Genomic DNA, 18,562 nt, shown 5'->3' with positions numbered 1-18,562 from the left:
CGTCATGAACGCCTCCGACATCATGGCCACCAGCGTCGTCACGGTGACACCCGACACCCCCGTGCAGGAGGTGGCCGCGCTGCTGCTCCAGCATCGGATCAGCGCAGTTCCGGTGGTCGACCCCGACGGCCGGCCGATCGGCATCGTCAGCGAGGGCGATCTCATCCGCCGCGCCGAGGCGGGAACCGGCCACGAGCGGTCCTGGTGGCTGAAGCTGCTGATGGGCCGCGACGTGCTGGCGGCCGAGTACGTCAAGGAGCATGCACTGCGAGCGGGCGACGTGATGACCCGCGAGCTCGTCACCGCGGCGCCCGACACGCCCGTGGCCGAGATCGCCAGCCTGCTGGAGCGCCACCGCATCAAGCGCGTGCCGATCGTCCGCGACGGCCGGCTGGTCGGCATCGTCAGCCGCGCCAACCTGCTGCACGCCCTGGCCACGCTGCGCCGGCCAGCGCCGCCGAGCCCGGTCGCCGACAGCGAGCTGCGCAAGCACATCATGGCACGGCTCGAGGCCGAGCCGTGGGTGTCGTCCACGCTGATCAACGTCACGGTCACGGGCGGCGTCGTCGACGCCTGGGGCGTGGTGGACTCGGTCGCGGAGAAGCAGGCCCTGCGGGTGGCGATCGAGTCGACCCCCGGGGTGCAGACCGTGCACGACAACCTGGTGATCCGCCCGGTGGTGGCCGGCGTCTGAGGCCGGCGCGACACGGCCCGAGGGGCCACGCGGACGAGCGATCGAGTCCTCGGATCGTCGGCGGCGTCGCACGCGAAGCAGCGGCACGCGACCGGCCGGCGAACCGATCGCGCGAACTGAGCACGGCACCGGATGAAGACGAGGCGCGGGCTTTTGGCCCGCGCCTCTGACGACGCCACCCGTCGGCCGGTCCGTGCGTCAGGCGGCCCGGATGGTGTTCAGGAACTTGCCGACCTCGAGCTTGAGGCGGTTGCTCTCGCTCGACAGCGACTGCGCCGAGGACAGCACCTGCGAGGAGGCCGAGCCGGTCTCGGCGGCGCCGCGATCGACCTCGCCGATGTTGCTCGCCACCTCGGTGGTGCCGTGAGCCGCCTGCTGGACGTTGCGGGCGATCTCGGCGGTCGCCGCGCCCTGCTCCTCCACGGCGGCCGCGATGGTCGAGGCGATCTCGGCGATTCGGCCGATGGTGCCGCCGATCTCCTTGATGGCGACGACCGAGTCCTGGGTCGCCTGCTGCATGCCGGCGATCTGGGCGCCGATCTCGCCGGTCGCCTTGCCGGTCTGGGCGGCGAGCGCCTTGACCTCCTGGGCCACCACCGCGAAGCCCTTGCCGGCCTCGCCGGCGCGTGCGGCCTCGATCGTCGCGTTGAGCGCCAGCAGGTTGGTCTGCTCGGCGATCGCGGTGATCAGCTTGACGACGTCGCCGATCCGGCTCGCCGCCTGCGACAGCTCGCCGATACGCCCGTCGGTCTTCTCGGCCTGCTTGACGGCCTCGCCGGCGATGCGGCTCGACTCCTGCACCTGGCGGCTGATCTCGTGCACCGAGGCGGTCATCTCGTTGGTGGCGGAGGCCACCGATTGCACGTTGGTCGAGGCCGTCTCGGAGGCCGCCGCCACCCGCGTCGAAAGCTGCTGGGTGGTTTCCGCCGTGCGCGTCAAGGTGGCGGCTGCGGCTTCCAGCTCGGTGGAGGCCGACGACACCGTCTCGACGATCTCGCCCACCGCCGCCTCGAAGCCGTCGGCGAGGCGCCGCATGTCGTTCTTGCGCTCGGTCGCCAGGCGGGCATCCGCCTCGGCCTTCTCGCGCGCCTCACGGGCCGCCTTGTCGGCCAGCATGGCCTGGATCTCGCCGACGGCGCGCGCCGTCTGGCCGACCTCGTCCTTGCGCTCGGTGCCGGCGATCTGAATCTGCTCGCCGCGGGCGAGCGCCTGAAGGTCGCCGATCAGCCGCCCGATCGGTCCGGTGATGCCGAACTGCACCACCGCGAAGGCAAGTCCCAGCACGCCCAGGAAGGCGCCGCCCACCAGGGCGTAGGTCAGCCAGACGGTGTGGTTGACGACCGCGGTGGCATCGTCGGACTGCCGCAGCGTCTCCTTCTCGATCACGTTGATGAAATCGAAGATGCGCTTGCGCAGCTCCTCGACCTTGCCGGCCAGGAGATAGGCGAGCCGCGACGCCTGTGCGTTCTCGTTGGCCAGGGCGAACTTCTCGATCGGCGGATAATCGACCGTGTAGAGCGCCATGAAGCTGCGGAGAAACTCGTCCGTCTGGGCACGTACTTCGGGCTTCTGCTTCGCGACCGTCTCCATGAAGCTCTGGAACACCTTGGCGTTGTCGGCGATCTCGGCGCTGGTCTTCTTCATCGACTCGGCATCGGGCTCGGCGATGAGGCGCCAGGTCAGGCCGATGAAGTTGTAGACGCGCTGATTGGCACGCGCGGCCGCCACTGTCGCCCTCGCATCGCGCTCGATGATGTCGGAGTAGACCGTGTCGATGGTCTTCATCTGCGAGGTCGCGTACCACAGCCCGCCCGCGACGACGCAGCCGAGCAGCACGAAGCAGGCGATGATCTTGTAGAGGATTTTGATGTTGGCGATCGACATGGCGATTCCAGTCCATGGCTCGGGTCGAGAATCGACCGTGACAGACACGACGGCACGAGCGGACCTGTCGGTGCGCTCGCCGTGCCGCCAGCAGGCAACGCGCCGGTCGCGAGAACCGGCAGACGAAACACGCTCTGCACTCTCCGGAGAGGCTCCGGTGCCCCCCGACGCGCTTCCGGTCGAGGCGAGCACATGCACCGCACGAGACGGCGGAGCCGTCGGACTCACTTGCCAACCTGTGGGAGCCGGCCGTCTCCAGTCGCGTTAGCGATCCGATTGGCCAAGGCCGATGCCCGCCCGCACAGGACACATCGACTTGCGTACGCTGATCACATCATCTAGGTACCGCGATCCTCCTAATATTGAATAAACGCGAGGCAATATTCTCAAGCATCGCAGTATTTAGCCAGACCGTATCAGGCCAATGGTCGTATTTACCTAGTCGTCGATAGCTAGTCGCGAAGCCACAGGCCGCCACTCCGGCCTTCGCACCGAAACCGAGGAGCGTCGGCGCGCGGCGCGACGACGATCCGCCAGGACACTCCACGGGGCTGCGCCGAGCCGATTCGATACAATCACTCCGTCGGCAGCCGATCCAAGGGCGTGCCAGAGGGGGCAGCCGAAGCGGCCGCCTCCGCACGCGATCAGGAGAGCCGGCGGCCGGAAGCGGCCCGCCGCCCCGCCGAACTCGGGTCCCGCCCGAGTTCGGTGCGTCAGGTCCGCAAAGCCGGCAGAGCCGACCTGCGCGGGGCGCGGAACGACGCAGCCGCTGTCCGATCTGCCGAACGGTCTCCACCCCTGAAGGGAGGCCATGACGAACGACGGCCGCCCGAAGGCGGCCGTGCACGAACTCCGAGATGTGGAAGGGGCTCGGCAAGACGGCCGCCGGTCTCGGCGGCCCGGGCATGCCGCCGCTCTCAGGCGGCCCGAACGGTCGCCAGGAAGGTCTCCACCTCGGCCTTCAGGCGGCTGCTCTCGCCGGCGAGCTGCCCGGCGGCGCTGAGCACCTCACCGGACGCCGCGCCGGTCTCTTCTGCTCCGCGGCTCACCTCGCAGATGTTCTCGGCCACCTGGGTGGTGCCGTGGGCGGCCTGCTGGATGTTGCGCGAGATCTCGGCGGTCGCCGCCCCCTGCTCCTCCACGGCGGCCGCGATGGCCGAGGCGATCTCGGCGATCTGTCCGATGGTGCCGCCGATCGCCTTGATGGCGACCACCGAGTCCTGCGTCGCCTGCTGCATGGCGGAGATCTGGGCGCCGATCTCGCCGGTCGCCTTGCCGGTCTGGGCGGCGAGCGCCTTGACCTCCTGGGCAACGACCGCGAAGCCCTTGCCGGCCTCGCCGGCCCGCGCCGCCTCGATGGTGGCGTTCAGCGCCAGCAGGTTGGTCTGCTCGGCGATCGCGGTGATCAGCTTCACCACGTCGCCGATGCGGTTGGCCGCCTGCGACAGCTCGCCGACCCGTGCGTCGGTCTGCCCGGCCTGCCGCACCGCCTCGTCTGCGATCCGGCTCGAGGCCTGGACCTGGCGCGAGATCTCGCCGATCGACGAGGTCATCTCGTTGGTGGCCGCGGCCACCGCCTGCACGTTGGTGGACGCCTCCTCGGAGGCGGTGCTGACCGTCGACGACATCTGCTGGGTGGTGTCGGCCGTGCGGGTCAGCGTCGTCGCGGTCGCCTCCAGCTCGGTGGCGGCCGACGACACGGTGGCGATGATGCCGCCGACCTTGGCCTCGAACTGGTCGGCGAGGCGCACCATGTCGGCCTTCCGCTGCGCCACGGCCCGCGCCTCCGCCTCCTTCTGCTCCGCTTCCAGCCGCGTGCGCTCGACCGCATTGGCCTTGAACACGGCGACGGCGTCGGCCATATCGCCGATCTCGTCGCGCCGCCCAACGCCCGGGATCTCCACATCGAGCCGGCCGCCGGCCAGGGTCCGCATCGCCGCCGTCATCCGATGGATCGGGCCGGTGATGCTGCGCGCCATCAGGATCGACACCAGGAGCGTGACCGCGAGCAGCAGGCCGGCCGCCATCAGCGACCGCTCGGTCGAGATCCACACCTGGGCGTCGAGGTCGTCGACATAGACGCCGGTGCCGATCACCCAGCCCCACGGCGCGTAGCCGACCACGTAGGAGATCTTCGGCTGCGGCTTGTCGGCTCCGGTCCGGGGCCAGACGTAATCGAGGAACCCCTCGCCCTTCTGCCGGACCAGCGCCGACATCTCGGCCACGAACTGTTTGCCGTTCGGGTCCTTCACGTTGGTCATGTCGGAGCCGACGATCTTCGGCGAGGTCGGATGCATCAACGAGCGGTTCTGAAGATCGTTGATGAAGAAGTACTCGTTGCCGGCGTAGCGCAGGGCGGCGAGCCGCGTCATCGCCCGCTGCCGGGCGTCGGCGTCCGACACGGTCCCCTTCTGGGCCGCCGCATGCTCGTCCTTGATGATCGAGAGCGCGATCTCGCCCAGGTGCTGAAGCTCCACCTGCTTCTGATGCTTGAGGCTCACCGCGAGCTCGCGCGAGTCGAGCCACGAGATGCCGATGAGGCCCGCGAACGCCAAGGCGATCAGAGCGTAGATCTTACGGGAAATGGTAAAATTGAATTTTGCCAGCATGTGGCGGCTCCAATCGACGGCAGAAGGCGACAGCAGCCGCACAGCGGGAGCTACCCACAAGCGGAGTCGCGGGATTTTTCGGCACACGGAAATTGTCGCAACTACCACTTAAGGAGTAATTAAAATGAACGTGCCCTTCTGCTTGAGCCAAAGCAAAACGAAAGAACCCGCGCTGAGGGCCGGAGGATGCGCGCAGAATTCTCACTTTCTGAGCGGTCTATAATCCATGGTCGCCAGGCAATCGCCCGAAAGACTAGTCACTAGATCTCGGCGGCTAGTCTACCGCAAGGCAACGAGCACCGGCGACCCGCACGGCCTCGTGCGCCGCGCCCGGGAAACCCCGGCCGCAACGCCGAGCCGGGACATCTCCGGCGCGGCTGTTCGGCCTCGCCACCCGCACGCCTCAGCCGCGATTCCGGCGGAGAACGCTCTCTCAGGGGAACAGCGCCACTTGCTCGAGCCCGAGCGTCTCCGGGTAGCCGAGCATCAGGTTCATGTTCTGCACCGCCTGCCCCGATGCGCCCTTGGCCAGATTGTCGAGCGCCGAGCCGATGATGGCGCGGCCGGCCACGCGGTCCTTGGCGACGCCGATGAAGGTCATGTTGGAGCCGCGCACATGGCGCGTCTGCGGCATCTCGCCGAACGGCAGCACGTGCACGAACGGCTCGTCCGCATAGGCGTCGACCAGGATGGCGTGGAGCTCCTCGGCGCCCTGCCCGGCGCTGCCGCGCACATAGATGGTCGACAGGATGCCGCGATTCATCGGCACCAGATGCGGCGTGAAGGTCGGCACCACCGGGCGGCCGGCCGCCTTCGAAAACTCCTGATCGAGCTCCGCCATGTGGCGGTGATGGCCGACCCCGTAGGCATGGAAGCCCTCCGACACCTCGGTGAACAGGTTCGCTTCCTTGGCGGCGCGGCCTGCGCCGGTCACGCCCGACTTGGCATCGATCACGATCTCGTCGACCGCGATGGCGCCGGCCCGGATGAGCGGCAGCAGCGGCAGCTGCGCGCAGGTGGTGTAGCAGCCCGGATTGGCGACGAGCCGCGCACCCTTGATCTTCTCCCGGTAGACCTCGACGAGGCCGTAGACGGCCTCCCGCTGCAACGCCTCGGCCCGGTGCGCGTGGCCGTACCACCTCGCATAGGCGTCCGCGTCGAACAACCGGAAGTCGGCCGAGAGGTCGACCACCTTGACGTGCGGCGCCGCCGTCAGCAGCGCGTCGATGACCGTCTGGGTGGTGCCGTGCGGCAGCGCGCAGAAGACCAGGTCGACGCCGGTGCTCGGCCAGTCGAGATCGTCGATGGCGACCAGCCGCGGCAGCGCATAGGGCGAGAACTGCGGGAACACGTCCCGCATGGTCTGGCCAGCGCGCCGGTCGGCGGTGAGGAGCGCGATGTCGATGCGCGGGTGGCGCAGCAGCAGGCGCAGAAGCTCCGACCCGGTGTAGCCCGAGGCGCCGAGAATGCCGATGTTCGCCCGTTCCGCCATGGTCCGTCCTTCCGCATGAACGCTGCGGCGCACAGATAGCGCCTGGGCGCCCGCCCGAAAAGGCCGCGGCGATGCAAAAGGCCGCCCGCGGGCGGCCTCGCGTCGCATGGCAGGCGGCCAGCCGGCGGCGCCGGCCCGCGGCGTCGCACCGTCAGGTGACCACGACCAGCCGGTAGTTGTCGGCGCCGTCCTTCTCGACGAAGCCCGACGCCGGGAACGGGAAGTGGAAGCCCTGCAAGCGCATCTTCTCGGCCGCCGCCATGTCGAAGACGCGCCGCCGCGTCGCTTCCGCCTGGGCGGCGTCCATGTCGTACATGATCCGCCAGCCCGGATTGCGCAGGAACAGCGCCGGGTGGTTGGTGACGTCGGACTGCACCAGCACGCGGTCGTTGCCGGAGGCGAGCATGAAGGAGGTGTGGCCGGGCGTGTGGCCCGGCGTCGCGATCGGGGTGATGCCGCCGACCACCTCCTTGTCGTGGACGTAAGGGGTCGGCTTGCGGCCGAGGCCGTCGAACACCCGCCGGGCGTTCTTGAAGTTGCCCTCGGTCGGGCCGCCCGCCGCCCGGCCCATGTTGGCGTCGTCCATCCAGAACGCCCACTCGGCCTGCGGCACCAGCACCTCGGCATTGGGATAGAGCGGCTTGCCGTCGGCGCCGAGCAGGCCGTTGATGTGATCACCGTGGAAGTGCGAGATCACTACGGCATCCACCTTGGCCGGGTCGATGCCGGCGGCCGCCAGGTTGGTGTGGAAGCGTCCGACCGCGCCGTTCGACTGCTGGAACGCCGCCGGCCCGTTGCCGGTGTCGATCACCACCAGCTTGCCGCCGGTGCTCACCACCAGCGGGTTGAACACGATGGTCATCTTGCCGGCTTCCATGCCGGCCCCGGTGGCGGCGGCGACGACCTGCTCCTTCGGCACGTTGACCACGAAGTTGTCCGGCATCGGGAAGGTGCGGGCGCCGTCCGCCACCACGGTCACCTCGATGCTGCCGACCTTGTAGCGGTGAAAGCCGGGCGGCGTGCCGGATGCGGCAGCGGATGCGGCACTGGATGCCGCAGCTGGGCTCGACGCGGCGCCGCTCCCCTGCTGGGCGGACGCCGGCAGAGCGGCGCCGGCGGCCCCGAGGGCGGCCGCCGCCAGAACGGTGCGTCGGGTCATGTCGTTCATCCTTTGCTCCTCGATGGTCGTGTCGACGGCCGTCCGCGGACGCGGACCGTCGCGAGTCTCGATCAGGGGAACCGGCGGGGCGGACGCGCCTCCCGCATGCAGGACATCCCCCATGCAGGACACGCCCGAACCGACGAGGTGGGCGACCAAAATGTACGAGAACGAGGCGGGATCGGCACGTCCCCGCCGTTCACGCTCCGGTGAACCACTTGAGGCCGAGGCTGCCCGGCACCAGCAGCACCGCCGACCAGACGAAGGCGGAGGAGAAGTTGGCGGCCTGGAAGTGCCACCACGGCATCACGAAGATGCCGGCCACCAGCGGCACCGAGGCGCGCAGCGGCCCGAAGAAGCGGCCGATGAAGATCGCCGCGACCCCGAACTTGCGCACGAACGCCTCGCCGCGCGGCAGCAGGTCCGGATGGCGCGACAGCGGCCACACATGGGCGACCCTGTCCTTGAAGGTGAAGCCGAGCCAGTAGGACAGCCAGTCGCCGAGCGCGGCACCGACCGCGGCGGCGACCCAGATGGGCCAGAACTCCAGGCCGCCGAGCCCGACCATGGCGCCGATGCCGATCAGCGCCGCCCAGGCGGGGACGATGAGCGAGAAGAAGGCGAGCGATTCCAGAAAGGCCAGCACGCCGACCACCGGCGCGGCCCAGACCTGGTTGTCGCGCACGAAATCGATCAGGGCCTGGACGTACTGTTCCATCATATCCGGGAAGAGATGGGAGCCGAGCATGAGCGGGAGTAGACCCGGGCGGACGCATGGGATGCGTCAGCATGACGCGCCGCCCTCGCCTCGCCCGCCGCCCGGCCATGGCCGGGACGAGATCGACTTGGGGCGGATGATTTCACGGCACGGGCCGCTTGTCACGCGCGCGGCCCGATGACGATGCATGGCCGCTTCCGACAGGCCGGCATCGTTCCGGCAGGGCGGCAGCGGTTGACCCGCCCTTCAGCGTTCCCCGGGGGGGTCCGGCTTGCGGCAGGGGCCGAGCCCGAACGGGGCGATCTCGGGATTGGCATAGGGACCACGATAGTCGTCGTCGGCCGCATCCTGGCCGGCCGCATCGTGGCCGGCGGCCGGCGCACCCGGCACGGCCAGCCGGTCGGCCCACACCTCGACGGCGAACAGCCGCCGCGCCGGATCGATCGGCACCACGCCGAACTCCGGGTTGAGGGCGTCCGCCGTCAGCCCCAGCTCGACCGCGGCTTCGGCCAAGCTCGGGGGCCGCTCGGCCCCCGTCACGGTCATCAGGGCGGTCTTCGGCGCGCCCATCGGGCCATTCTCCCGGTGCGGCACGCCGGCGCCGGCGGTCCGGCCATCAGACCCCGAAGCCCGCGGCGGCCGCGTCCGGGTCGATAATGCCGTACCCATAGTCGCCGTTCCAGCCGGGGCTCGGGACGACCTGGCGGGCCGTGGCGGTGAGCTGGGCGAACAGGTTCGGCGGCGGCACCGCGTGCGGTGTCAGCTTGGTGCGCAGCGCCGCGACGCAGCCGGCCGCCACCGGGCAGGCCGCCGAGGTGCCGTTGTCGGGCACGCCCGGCCCGAACGCATCCGAGCCGAGAAAATGCGTGTAGGCGGTGAGGTCCGGCTTCTGCTGATACAGGCCGGCGATCGACGGCCCTTGCGACGAGTAGCCGACCCGCGTGTCGGTGACATCGCAGCCGGCGAGCGTCAGCACGTCGGGGCTCGCATTGGCCCCCATGATGGTCCCGGTGACCCGCCCCTGGCACTGGTTCGCCGGGCAATCCGCCCCGCAATTGCCGGCCGCGAACAGGATGTCGGCGCCGGCCCCGGCCAGTACCGAGACGAGGCCCTGGAACGGGTGGCGCGGATTGTCGATGTAGCGGCCTGGATGGCCCGGCGGAAAATCCCAGCTCGGGTGGTAGACGCCCCAGCTGTTGTTCACCACCAGGGCCTTGTAGCGCGGCGCTCCGCCCGGCGCGAAGGCGACGCCCCAGAAGGCGATGAGCTGGGCGAAAGCCTGGACCGCGACCGCCAGCGTGGAGCCCGTCATGGCGCCGCCCGGCACCCGGGTGGAGAGGATCGGAAAATCGAGCAGCGTCGCCTTCGGGGCGGCGATCAGCGCATCGAAGGCACACATGGTGCCGTGATCGACCGGATAGGTGCCGGGCGCGGTGGTGCCGCGCGGCGGCGTCCACGAGTTGCCGGCATCGAAGAGCGGCACAGTGCCGAGCTTGGATCGCAGATGTGCGAGGTTGATGCCGGTGTCGAGCACCGCGATCGCGACGCCCTGCCCATCCAGACCACGCCCCGCCAATGCCGCCGTGCGGAGCCTGGCCTCGACGTCGGCGACAGCGCCGACCGCCAGACTGTTCGGGCAGGTCGGGAACGTGGCGATCAGCGGGTCGGCGAACAGCGGGCGGCCGTTCTGCTCGACCGGCACCTCGGAAGGATCGGATACCTCGACGAAGGCGCGGACCACGAAGTCGCGCGATTGCGTCGGCGCCACGGCTTCGAGCGACATCTCGCCAGGCACGCCGGTGCCGATCGGAACGGCGGCGAAGTTCGGATCGAGAACGAGCCCCGGCGGGGTCCGAGCCTCCTCCAGGGGGATGCGCGGCGGTCGGCGCTCAAGGGTCGCCATCGCCGAGTCGATCAGCGGCTCCTGGCTCGGCAGCACGGCGAGCACCGAGATGGGGCGACGGGGTGACGGGTTCTGCATGCGGTCCTCCTCCCACGGTGGGAGAAGCATTCTGCGGTGGTTGCAGAATACGGCAAATCACAACCCAAGGATCGCCGCACGCCCGGTCCGGGGTCCGACGCGAACCCTGCACACCACAGGTTGCGGACCGCCAGATCGTGCCCGCATCGATCGCGCCACACCTTCGCCCGGCCGCGTGGCATAGTGCGGCCTCCGATTCGTCCGCTCCCCCCGACACGACAGTCCGATGGCCAAGAGCGCATCCAAGAAAGAGTCCCCCGACCTGTTCGCCGGCACACCGGCGCGCCGAGCCGCCGAGCCGAACCGCCCGGCCGAGCCGAAGTCGGAGCCCGCACGGACCGATCCGGCCCGCGCCGAGCCGCGTCGCGGCGCTGTGGCCGAGAGCTACACGGCGCAGGACATCGAGGTGCTGGAGGGGCTCGAGCCGGTGCGCCGCCGGCCCGGCATGTATATCGGCGGCACCGACGAGCGCGCCCTGCACCACCTGTTCGCCGAGGTGATCGACAATTCGATGGACGAGGCGCTGGCCGGCCACGCGACCTTCATCGAGGTGTCGCTCGAAGCCGGCGGCTTTCTCAGCGTGACCGACAACGGCCGCGGCATGCCGGTCGACCCGCACCCGAAGTTTCCGAAGAAGTCCGCCCTCGAAGTGATCATGTGCATGCTGCACGCCGGCGGCAAGTTCGACTCCAAGGTCTACGAGACCTCGGGCGGCCTGCACGGCGTGGGCGTCTCGGTGGTCAACGCGCTGTCGGAGACCGTCGAGGTCGAGGTGGCGCGCGGCGGCGAGCTGTTCCGCCAGACCTTCGCGCGTGGCAAGCCGACGGGCGGGCTGGAGCGGCTCGGCAAGGTCCATAACCGGCGCGGCACCAAGGTGCGATTCAAGCCGGACCCGCAGATCTTCCCGAAGCCGCGGTTCAGCCCGCAGCGGCTGTTCAAGATGTCGCGCGCCAAGGCGTACCTGTTCGGCGGCGTCGAGATCCGCTGGCGTTGCGACCCGAGCCTGCTCGCCGGCGTCGAAGGCGTGCCGACCGAGGAGACGTTCCGGTTCGCCGGGGGCCTGAAGGACTATCTGGCGGTCGCCGTCGAGGGCCACACGCTGGTGCATCCGGACCTGTTCACCGGCCTGTCGGGCCGGCCCGGACAGAACGGCGCGGTCGAATGGGCGATCGCCTGGACGGCGGACGGCGACGGCTTCGTCTCCTCCTACTGCAACACCATCCCGACGCCGGAGGGCGGCACCCACGAGTCGGGCCTGCGCGGCGCCCTTCTGCGCAGCCTCAAGGACCACGCCGAGCGGGTCGGCCAGGGCAAGCGCGCCGCCGCCGCCACCAGCGACGACGTGATGAGCGGCGCCGCCGTGATGCTGTCGGTGTTCGTGCGCGAGCCGGAGTTCCAGGGCCAGACCAAGGACCGCCTCTCCACCGGCGAGGCGCAGCGCATCGTCGAGAGCGCCGTCAAGGACCAGTTCGACCACTGGCTCGCCGGCAACCCGGCCCAGGCCAACAAGCTGCTCGACTGGGTGGTGGAGCGCGCCGAGGAGCGCCTGCGCCGCCGCCAGGAAAAGGAGATCGCCCGCAAGTCGGCGGTGAAGAAGCTGCGGCTGCCCGGCAAGCTCGCCGACTGCACCGGCACGGCCGCGGAGGGCTCGGAGATCTTCATCGTCGAGGGCGACTCGGCCGGCGGCTCCGCCAAGCAGGCGCGCGACCGCGCCTCCCAGGCCGTCCTGCCCTTGCGCGGAAAGATCCTCAACGTCGCCAGCGCCGGCAAGGACAAGCTCGCCCAGAACCAGCAGATCGCCGACCTCGTCCAGGCGCTCGGCTGCGGCACCGGAGCCAGCTACCGCGAGGAGGATCTGCGCTACGAGAAGGTGATCGTGATGACCGACGCCGACGTCGACGGCGCCCACATCGCGTCGCTGCTGATCACGTTCTTCTACCGGCAGATGCCGCAGCTCATCGAGGACGGCCACCTCTATCTCGCGGTGCCGCCGCTCTACCGGCTGTCGCACGGCGGCAAGACCTTCTACGCCCGCGACGACGCCCACAAGGACGAGATCCTGGCGCGCGAGTTCAGAAGCAACGCCAAGGTGGAGATCGGCCGCTTCAAGGGCCTCGGCGAGATGATGCCGGCGCAGCTCAAGGAAACCACGATGAACCGCAAGACACGCACGCTGCTGCGCGTCAAGCTGCTCACCGACGATCGCGCCGACACCGCCAAAACGGTGGAGCGCCTGATGGGCACCAAGGCCGAGACGCGCTTCGCCTTCATCCAGGAGAAGGCGGCCTTCGCATCCGACGAGATGCTGGACGTCTGATCCGGCCGGCGGGCGAGCGAACCGCTCGCCGTCCGATGGCGCGCGCCGGCACGAGACGGCGCCGGGCCGATGTGACCATGCCGGGCATCCCCGCGGACGCGGCCTCCCGCCGGGCCGATGACCAGCTCCGTGCGCGATCCGGCCCCCGGCACCCGCCGAGCATCGAGGCCACAGCCCGGGTCGCCCACCATGCGGCGCCGTCCGGGCCGGCCGAGCCGGCGCGTTCCGCCGGCAACCCGCCCACGGCCCCCCCCGCGACCGCACCCGCACCAACGCTCGTCGAGCACGAACACGACCGGGACGGCTAGATCCAAACGACTAGCCGATAAGGCATTGTCAATACTAACGAAAAAGAAACGGAACTCTGCTTAGTTCGGCTAATCGCCCCCCTCCGGGTCAGCCCACCTCACTGGTGCCCCTCCGCTCGATGCGACTTCCGTTCCGATTATCAGCAAAGGCAATGCCATGACCTCGGTCAGGAGCAAGCTGCTCACCTCGATTCTTCTGCTTTTCGTCGCCTTCATGTGCACCGCAGGTGTCGGTTGGTATGCATCGCGGGTGTCCCATCAGGGTCTCCAGACCGTCTTCAACGACCGCGTGAAGCCGCTGCGTGACCTCAAGGGCGTTGCCGACCTCTACGCCATCAACATCGTCGACACCGCCCACAAGGTCCGCAACGGCAACATGGACTGGGACGCCGGCGCGACCGCGGTCGAGACCGCCACCGCCAACATCAAGACGTTCTGGTCGGCCTACACGGCGACCCAGATGAATGCCGCCGAGCGCCAGCTCGCCACCGAGGCCGAACGGCTGATGCGCGCCGCCGACGAGGCGAAAGCCGAGCTGCTGGCCACCCTGCGCCGCAAGGACAAGGCCGCCCTCGACCGTTTCGTGCTGGAGCGGCTCTACCAGATGATCGATCCGATCAGCCAGGCGATCGGCAAGACGGTCGACCTCCAGATCATCGAGGCCGGTGCCGCGTACACCGAGTCCGATCGCAGCTTCTCGCTCGCCCAGATCATCATGATGGTGACTCTCGCGGTCGGCGTGGTCGCCCTCGTCATCTCGCTGTGGACCACCCTGATCGGCGTCGTGCGGCCGCTGCTCGGCCTGGTGGCCGCCATGCGCAAGCTCGGCGACGGCGACTTCTCGGTGGTGCTGCCCGGCCTCGGCCGCAAGGACGAGATCGGCCAGATGGCCGATGCGGTCGAAGCCTTCAAGGTAAAGGCCGCCGAGAAGGCGGCCCAGGAGGCGGAGGAGAAGGCCGAGGCCGATCGCCGCGCCGCCGCCGAGCGCAAGGCCGCCATGAACGCCATGGCGGACTCCTTCGAGAAGGCGGTCGGCGGCATCGTCGCCACTGTCACGGCCGCCTCGACCGAGCTCGAGTCGGCCGCCACCTCGCTCAGCCGCACCGCCGAGAACACCCAGATGCTCTCGACCCGGGTCGCGGCCGCCTCCGAGGAGGCGTCGGTCAACGTCCAGTCCGTCGCCTCGGCCAGCAACGAGATGGCGTCGTCGGTCACCGAGATCGGCCGCCAGGTGCAGGAGTCGACCCGGGTGGCCGACGAGGCGGTCCAGCAGGCTCGCCAGACCGACATGCGCATCACCGAGCTGTCGCAGGCGGCGCAACGCATCGGCGACGTCGTCAAGCTGATCACCGCCATCGCCGAGCAGACCAACCTGCTGGCGTTGAACGCGACCATCGAGGCGGCGCGGGCCGGCGAGGCCGGCAAGGGCTTCGCGGTCGTCGCCCAAGAGGTCAAGACGCTGGCGGCCCAGACCGGCAAGGCCACCGGCGAGATCGAGGCGCAGATCTCCAGCATGCAGGCGGCAACCCGCGACTCCGTCGTCTCGATCAAGGAGATCGGCTCGACCATCCATCGCATCGCCGAGATCGCCTCGTCGATCGCGGCGGCCGTCGAGGAGCAGGGCGCGGCGACCAACGAGATCGCCCGCAACGTCCAGCAGGCCGCCCAGGGCACCACCGAGGTGGCCGGCAGCATCACCCAGGTGAATCACGGTGCCGCCGAGACCGGCTCGGCGTCCTCGCAGGTGCTGGTCTCGGCCCAGTCGCTGGCCGGCGAAAGCGCCCGCCTGAAGGCCGAGGTGGCGCGGTTCCTCGCCTCGGTCCGCGCCGCCTGAGCCTGTTTTCGGGTGATCAGTTCGCCGTCGTTCCGGGGCGCGGGCGATCAGCCCGCGAACCCGGAACCCAGCGACACACGTCATCCCGCGGCAGACTTTTGACTCTCGGCTGGATTCCGGACAGCCGCTTCGCGGCTTCCGGAATGACCACCAAAGTGATCAGCCGGATCTCGTATAAGCCGTCTCCACGATCGGATCGGGCCGCTCGGCGGCCCGATCCTTTTCAGGCGGTCGAGCCGATGCTCCCGCTTACCTCCCTCACCGCGTTCATGCAGCTCGGGCATGCCGGCCTGGCGTTCGCCGGATGGCCGCGCGTGTCACCCCTCTCGCGATCGCGGCCGCACGCCGGCACGGCGAGCTTCCACGGCAGATCCTCATCACGGCACACCCAGCCGTACTAGATTGGGTACCGGAATTTCATACAAAGGATCTAAACGAAAGAACCGCCCTGGGATTCCGCGCGTCGATAACGGAAAAACTGACGGGCGAGCTAACGAAATCATTACGGGCTCTGATTTATCGAATGTGAGGAAAATTGAACCCGCTGCTTCGGGGCGAGCCTCGCATCCCGGAGCCGACGCTCCGGATCGTCTCCCATGCATTCGATCAAGTTCAAGCTCCTCGCCGCCATGCTGCTGCTGTTCTCGGCCTTCGTGTTCGCGGCCGGCATCGGCTGGTACGCCTCGCGGGTCGCCAACGACGGCTTGCAGACCGTGTTCAACGATCGCGTCAAGCCGCTGCGGGACCTCAAGGCGGTGTCGGACCTCTATGCGGTGAACATCGTCGACACCGCCCACAAGGTGCGCAACGGCAATATCGGCTGGGACGCCGCCCTCGTCGCGATCGAGAGGGCCAGCACCAACCTGAAGACATCCTGGGCGAACTATGCGGCGACCAAGATGGACCCGACCGAGCGTCAGCTCGCCGGCGAGGCCGGACGCCTGATGGCGGCGGCCGACAGCGGCAAGTCCGACCTGCTCGACATCGTCCGCCGGCGCGACAAGGCGGCGCTCGATCGCTTCGTGATCGAGCGGCTCTACCAGACCATCGATCCGGTGACCGAGGCGGTCAGCAAGATCGTCGACCTCCAGATCGCCGAGGCCGCCAACGAGTACGCCATCTCGGACCGGAGCTTCGCGGCCGCCAAGTGGGGCATGGTCGCCAGCCTCCTGGTCGGTGCGGTGGCTTTCGCCTTGTCGTTGTGGACCACCCTGTTCGGCGCCATCCGGCCGCTGGTCGGCCTGGTCGCCGCCATGCGCAAGCTGGGCCAGGGCGATTTCTCGGTGGTGCTGCCGGGGCTCGGCCGCCGGGACGAGATCGGCCAGATGGCGGACGCGGTCGAGTCGTTCAAGATCAAGGCAGCCGAGAAGGCCGAGCAGGAGGTCGCCGAGAAGGCCGCGCAGGACCGCAGGATCGCGGCCGAGCGCAAGGCGACCATGAACGCCCTCGCCGACGACTTCGAGAAGGCGGTGGGCGGCATCGTGGTCACCGTCACGACCGCCTCGACCGAGCTGGAGTCGGCCGCCGGGTCGCTCAGCAAGACGGCCAAGGTCACCCAGGCGCTGTCCACCCGCGTCGCCGCCGCCTCCGAGGAGGCATCGGTCAACGTCCAGTCGGTCGCCTCGGCCACCAACGAGATGACCGCCTCGGTGCACGAGATCAGCCGCCAGGTGCAGGAGTCGAGCCGCATCGCCGGCGAGGCCGTCAAGCAGGCCGAGAAGACCGACGGCCGCATCGGCGAGCTGTCGCAGGCGGCCAACCGGATCGGGGCCGTCGTCGAGCTGATCACGGCGATCGCCGAGCAGACCAACCTGCTGGCCCTCAACGCCACCATCGAGGCGGCGCGGGCCGGCGAGGCCGGCAAGGGCTTCGCGGTGGTCGCCCAGGAGGTCAAGGCGCTCGCGGCGCAGACCGGCAAGGCGACCGGCGAGATCGGTGCCCAGATCGCCGGCATGCAGCAGGCGACCCAGGACTCGGTCGCGGCCATCAAGGAGATCGGCGGCACCATCGGGCGCATCGCCGAGATCGCCGCGACCATCGCGGCCGCCGTCGAGGAGCAGGGCGCGGCGACCGCCGAGATCGCCCGCAACGTCCAGCAGGCCGCCCACGGCACCACCGAGGTGGCCGGCAGTGTCACCGAGGTCAACCACGGCGCCGCCGAGACCGGCTCCGCCTCGTCCCGCGTGCTGGTCTCGGCTCAGTCGCTCGCCGGCGAGAGCTCGCGGCTCAAGACCGAGGTGGCGCGCTTCCTGTCGTCGGTGCGGGCCGCCTGATCGGCTGCCCCGATCGGCTGCCCCGATCCCACCGGGCCGCGTGGCGGCCCGGCCGCCGCCTCTTCGGCGCGCCGCCCGCTTATTGCAGCGTGATGCCGGCGCCCTTGGCGATCCCGCTCCAGCGCGCGATCTCGGCCTCGATCAGCCGCTGGGCCTCGGCCGGCGTGTTGCCGACCGGCTCCATGCCGAGCTCGGCGAGGCGCCTCTTCGTATCCGGCAAGGCCAGCGCCGCGACGATGTCGCGGTTGAGCCGCTCGATCGCGGCGGGCGGCGTCCCGGCCGGCGCCGCGAACCCGACCCAGAACTTCATCACCATGCCGGGCAGGCCCGCCTCGCCGGCGGCCGGCACGTCGGGCAGCACCGGCGAGCGCGTCTCCGACGCCACCATCAGGGGCCGGAGCTGGCCCGACTGGATCAGCGGCAGGGCCGTCGGCAGCGACGTCACCAGCACCTGAACCTGGCCGGCGACGAGATCCTGGAGCACCGCGCCGGCGCCCCGATAGGGCACATGGACGAGATCGACCCCGGCCAGGCTCTTGAACAGCTCGCCCCCCATATGGGTGTTGGTGCCGTTGCCGCCCGAGCCGAAGAAGTACTTGCCGGGATTGGCCTTGAACAGCGCGATCAGCTCCCCCAGCGTGTGCGCCGGCAGCTTCGGGTTGACCACCATGACGTGCGGGTTCTCGACCGCGGTGGTCACCTGCACGAAGCCCTTGAGCGGGTCGAACGGCAGGCTGGGCATCAGCCCGGCGGCGATCGTGTAGGACATCTCCAGGGTCAGCAGCGTGTGGCCGTCCGGGGCGGCGCGCGCCGCCGCGCCCCAGCCGATCACGCCGGCACCGCCGGTGCGGTTCTCCACCACGGTCGGCACCCCGAGCCCGGGACCCGCCGCCTGGGAGACGATGCGGGCCACCGTATCGGTGGAGCCGCCGGGCGCGAACGGCACCACGAAGGTGATGGGACGCGACGGGAATGTCTGGGCGGTGGCGACCGCGGCGACGGCCACCAGCAGACCGGCGACGGCCGCCGCGAGGCGGAGCGGACCGGCGAGACGGAACGGGACAGCGAGCGGACGAGCCGCAACCCTGCGGGTCGGCATGGCGATCACCCTGGAGGAGTGCACGAGGACGGAACGAGACGACGAGAGGACGAGACGACGAGAGGACGAGACGACGAAGACGGCGACACGCGGTGAAGCCGGCGCGCGCCGGATCGACCGGAGGCGGTCAGCATCGCGTTCTCGTCGGCCGTTGCCAAGTACCGTCGCGCGCCGCAAGCCTTCGTTAACCCTGC

The 18,562-nt window shown here is 69.7% G+C and carries 12 protein-coding genes; 4 read left to right on the top strand and 8 right to left on the bottom strand.

The window, feature by feature from the left end; translation table 11 throughout:
• The first annotated feature begins 4 nt into the window (after positions 1-4).
• Positions 5-694 (top strand): CBS domain-containing protein, encoded by a 690-nt coding sequence (locus tag ACFQUV_RS05640; RefSeq protein WP_129607213.1) that lies wholly within the window; start codon positions 5-7, stop codon positions 692-694.
• Positions 695-892: 198 nt separating this feature from the next.
• Here the strand turns inward: ACFQUV_RS05640 and ACFQUV_RS05635 are convergent, their stop codons facing one another.
• The 7 genes from ACFQUV_RS05635 to ACFQUV_RS05605 form a co-directional block, all read right to left on the bottom strand.
• Entirely contained in the window at positions 893-2,578 is a 1,686-nt protein-coding gene (locus ACFQUV_RS05635; RefSeq protein WP_129607212.1) for a methyl-accepting chemotaxis protein, read from the bottom strand.
• A gap of 917 nt (positions 2,579-3,495) precedes the next feature.
• Complete coding sequence (locus ACFQUV_RS05630) at positions 3,496-5,187, bottom strand: methyl-accepting chemotaxis protein (protein ID WP_129607211.1); 1,692 nt, start codon at positions 5,185-5,187, stop codon at positions 3,496-3,498.
• A 433-nt stretch (positions 5,188-5,620) separates the two neighbouring features.
• Positions 5,621-6,679: an N-acetyl-gamma-glutamyl-phosphate reductase gene (gene argC / locus ACFQUV_RS05625; protein WP_129607210.1), complete on the bottom strand. Its 1,059-nt coding sequence runs from the start codon at positions 6,677-6,679 to the stop codon at positions 5,621-5,623.
• 151 nt (positions 6,680-6,830) lie between these two features.
• The gene (locus ACFQUV_RS05620) at positions 6,831-7,847 is read right to left on the bottom strand and encodes an MBL fold metallo-hydrolase (protein WP_129607209.1); all 1,017 of its coding nucleotides are present in this window, start codon (positions 7,845-7,847) and stop codon (positions 6,831-6,833) included.
• 190 nt (positions 7,848-8,037) lie between these two features.
• Positions 8,038-8,556, bottom strand: coding sequence for a DedA family protein (locus ACFQUV_RS05615; RefSeq protein ID WP_111383686.1), 519 nt, complete (start codon positions 8,554-8,556; stop codon positions 8,038-8,040).
• 246 nt (positions 8,557-8,802) lie between these two features.
• Positions 8,803-9,126: a hypothetical protein gene (locus tag ACFQUV_RS05610; protein ID WP_129607208.1), complete on the bottom strand. Its 324-nt coding sequence runs from the start codon at positions 9,124-9,126 to the stop codon at positions 8,803-8,805.
• Between the two features lie 46 nt (positions 9,127-9,172).
• Positions 9,173-10,537 (bottom strand): S8 family serine peptidase, encoded by a 1,365-nt coding sequence (locus tag ACFQUV_RS05605; protein WP_165363730.1) that lies wholly within the window; start codon positions 10,535-10,537, stop codon positions 9,173-9,175.
• Positions 10,538-10,763: 226 nt separating this feature from the next.
• Here ACFQUV_RS05605 and parE point away from each other — a divergent pair, with 226 nt between their 5' ends.
• From parE to ACFQUV_RS05590, 3 genes are all read left to right on the top strand, one after another.
• The gene (gene parE / locus ACFQUV_RS05600) at positions 10,764-12,854 is read left to right on the top strand and encodes a DNA topoisomerase IV subunit B (protein WP_129607206.1); all 2,091 of its coding nucleotides are present in this window, start codon (positions 10,764-10,766) and stop codon (positions 12,852-12,854) included.
• Between the two features lie 465 nt (positions 12,855-13,319).
• Positions 13,320-14,996, top strand: a complete 1,677-nt coding sequence (locus tag ACFQUV_RS05595; protein WP_129609695.1) for a methyl-accepting chemotaxis protein — start codon at positions 13,320-13,322, stop codon at positions 14,994-14,996.
• 596 nt (positions 14,997-15,592) lie between these two features.
• Entirely contained in the window at positions 15,593-17,269 is a 1,677-nt protein-coding gene (locus ACFQUV_RS05590) for a methyl-accepting chemotaxis protein (protein ID WP_129609694.1), read from the top strand.
• A gap of 79 nt (positions 17,270-17,348) precedes the next feature.
• Here the strand turns inward: ACFQUV_RS05590 and ACFQUV_RS05585 are convergent, their stop codons facing one another.
• The gene (locus tag ACFQUV_RS05585) at positions 17,349-18,368 is read right to left on the bottom strand and encodes a tripartite tricarboxylate transporter substrate binding protein (protein ID WP_129609693.1); all 1,020 of its coding nucleotides are present in this window, start codon (positions 18,366-18,368) and stop codon (positions 17,349-17,351) included.
• Between the last annotated feature and the right edge of the window lie 194 nt (positions 18,369-18,562).

It is taken from the genome of Rhodoplanes sp. P11 (assembly GCF_964266735.1).
GTDB classification, from domain to species: domain Bacteria; phylum Pseudomonadota; class Alphaproteobacteria; order Rhizobiales; family Xanthobacteraceae; genus Rhodoplanes; species Rhodoplanes serenus.
The sequence above is the reverse complement of the archived record's forward strand: the minus strand, read 5'-3'. Positions and strand labels throughout refer to the sequence as shown.

Coding starts and splice junctions, on each gene's coding strand:
- ACFQUV_RS05640 (WP_129607213.1), top strand. CDS start 5: ATGAACGCCTCCGACATCATGGCCACCAGCGTCGTCACGGTGACACCC.
- ACFQUV_RS05635 (WP_129607212.1), bottom strand. CDS start 2,578: ATGTCGATCGCCAACATCAAAATCCTCTACAAGATCATCGCCTGCTTC.
- ACFQUV_RS05630 (WP_129607211.1), bottom strand. CDS start 5,187: ATGCTGGCAAAATTCAATTTTACCATTTCCCGTAAGATCTACGCTCTG.
- argC (WP_129607210.1), bottom strand. CDS start 6,679: ATGGCGGAACGGGCGAACATCGGCATTCTCGGCGCCTCGGGCTACACC.
- ACFQUV_RS05620 (WP_129607209.1), bottom strand. CDS start 7,847: ATGAACGACATGACCCGACGCACCGTTCTGGCGGCGGCCGCCCTCGGG.
- ACFQUV_RS05615 (WP_111383686.1), bottom strand. CDS start 8,556: ATGGAACAGTACGTCCAGGCCCTGATCGATTTCGTGCGCGACAACCAG.
- ACFQUV_RS05610 (WP_129607208.1), bottom strand. CDS start 9,126: ATGGGCGCGCCGAAGACCGCCCTGATGACCGTGACGGGGGCCGAGCGG.
- ACFQUV_RS05605 (WP_165363730.1), bottom strand. CDS start 10,537: ATGCAGAACCCGTCACCCCGTCGCCCCATCTCGGTGCTCGCCGTGCTG.
- parE (WP_129607206.1), top strand. CDS start 10,764: ATGGCCAAGAGCGCATCCAAGAAAGAGTCCCCCGACCTGTTCGCCGGC.
- ACFQUV_RS05595 (WP_129609695.1), top strand. CDS start 13,320: ATGACCTCGGTCAGGAGCAAGCTGCTCACCTCGATTCTTCTGCTTTTC.
- ACFQUV_RS05590 (WP_129609694.1), top strand. CDS start 15,593: ATGCATTCGATCAAGTTCAAGCTCCTCGCCGCCATGCTGCTGCTGTTC.
- ACFQUV_RS05585 (WP_129609693.1), bottom strand. CDS start 18,368: ATGCCGACCCGCAGGGTTGCGGCTCGTCCGCTCGCTGTCCCGTTCCGT.